This window comes from Chamaesiphon sp. OTE_20_metabat_361, from assembly GCF_031364565.1.
The window spans coordinates 1-2,137 of sequence record NZ_JANLWO010000685.1; the positions used below are offsets into that span (position 1 = coordinate 1).

General features: G+C 48.0%; 2 protein-coding genes. One reads left to right on the top strand and one right to left on the bottom strand.

All coding sequences use genetic code 11. The features are described 5' to 3' along the window. Positions 1 to 1,137 (top strand): SulP family inorganic anion transporter (locus RMO35_RS19445; protein ID WP_309743320.1); only part of this gene is annotated, 1,137 nt, incomplete at its 5' end. On the opposite strand, the gene RMO35_RS19450 is transcribed toward RMO35_RS19445, so the two are convergent. After that, positions 1,134 to 2,137 (bottom strand): ATP-binding protein (locus RMO35_RS19450; protein ID WP_309743322.1); only part of this gene is annotated, 1,004 nt, incomplete at its 5' end. The genes RMO35_RS19445 and RMO35_RS19450 overlap by 4 nt on opposite strands.

Sequence of the window (2,137 nt, forward strand, 5' to 3'; positions counted from 1 at the left end):
CATTTGCCGACCCTCATTTTAGCTGGATTGGTATTCGGATTTCTAGTAGCGATCGGACATCGTTTCCCCACAGCTCCTGCACCGCTACTAGCAGTACTCATCGGTACTGCTGCTGTCGCGCTCTTCGATCTCCAGGGGCGCGGTATTGCGGTTGTAGGCGCAATTCCGGCAGGTTTGCCCCAATTTGTCGTTCCTAGCTTTCCCGCACAGCTCCCAACCCTGCTAGCCTCCGCTCTGGGGATTGCGATCGTCGGTTATTCAGATAATGTCTTGACTGCTCGATCGTTTGCCGCGCGTCATCACGATAAGATCGATGCCAACCAAGAATTACTTGCGCTGGGAGTAGCGAATTTGGGGGCGGGATTGGTGCAGGGATTTCCAGTCAGTAGTAGTGGCTCTCGCACGGTAATTGGGGATAGTTTGGGTAGCAAAACTCAGCTTTTCTCGCTAGTAGCGATGGGAGTAGTAATTTCGGTGCTGCTGTGGTTGCGTCCAGTTTTATCGCTATTTCCGAAAGCGGCGTTGGGTGCGATCGTGATTTTTGCAGCGTTTAAATTGATTGAAATATCTGAATTTTTGCGGCTATATCGATTTCGCCGCAGTGAGTTTTTCCTAGCAATTATTACTACTTGCGGCGTGTTAGTTACCGATATTTTAGCGGGTGTGGCGATCGCAGTTGGGTTATCGGCGATCGAATTATTATCGCGATTGGCACATCCCCATGATGCCGTCCAAGGAACGGTACCAAATCTGCCAGGACTGCACGATATCGACGATTGGGAAGGTGCAACGACAATTCCAGGGTTAGTAATTTATCGTTATGATGCGCCGTTATGTTTTGCTAATGCGGAAGATTTTAAGTCTCGGGCAATGAGCGCGATCGAATTAGAAGTTACGCCTGTAGAATGGTTTGTCCTCAATACCGAAGCGATCGTCGAAATTGATATTACGGCGATGGATATGCTGGAGGAGTTATATGATGAATTAGCTACTAGGGGAATTACTTTTGGAATGGCACGAGTCAAACGAGATCTCTACGCTCAATTAAAGCGCTCGTCACTGCTCCAGAAAATTACTGAAGAGCGAATTTATCTCACCTTACATACGATGATTATCGGCTTTAAATCTCGACATTAATTTTGAATACTTTCTAATGTTTGGAGCATGTTTGCGGTGGTAAATGGCTTGGTGAGAAATGCGCTCACTTGTTGCGTATCGACCATCGCTGCTAAATTGACAACAGAACCGCTCATTACCACAATTTGAACTTGGGGATTAATCTGCTGTAGAGCCAGAATTGTCGATCGAGTATCGAGATGAGGCATCATCATATCGATGAGGACGATGGCAATACTGCGATGGTTTTGGGAGTAGAGATCGATCGCTTCGATGCCATCGCTAGCTAGCATCGCGCGGTAATTGTAAGTCTCTAGCGACTCTTTGACAATTTCCCGAATCGCGCTCTCATCGTCTACCACTAATACCAACTGTCCCTTTCCGTCGAATGAATCCGCTGCTGCGGCTGAAGATTCGGCTTCTTTACTATAAATCGCGGGTAGATAGATTTTAAAACAAGTACCGCGCCCGATCTGACTTTCTACCTCGATCGCGCCTCCATGCGCTTTGACGATACCCCGAACTGTCGATAGTCCCAAGCCCGTCCCCGTCTCTTTGGTAGTAAAAAACGGCTCGAAGATCCGATCGAGTATTTCACCAGTCATCCCCATGCCCGTATCGGCAATACTAATCAGGATATATGCTCCCGCTAGTGACTGGAGATGGATCTGGGCATAATCGGCATCGATAACCATATTTTCCGAACTCGCCGTCAGGCTACCGCCATTGGGCATCGCATCCCGCGCATTGACAAATAGATTCATCAGCACTTGATGGATCTGAGTGGCATCGACATTTACCAGCCACAGATCTTCACTAGCATTATTAACCTGAATCTCGATCGATTTGGGAAAAGTCTGCCTGGCGATACTAATCAGTTCGGTTAAAATATGCCGCACCTGAATCGTCGTGCGCTCGCCATCTAGCCCCCGTGCAAAGGTGAGAATTTGCTTCACCAAACCGCTGCCGCGTTTGGAACTTTCGACTAGCATATTCAATAGTCGGCGATTGCGATCGTCCA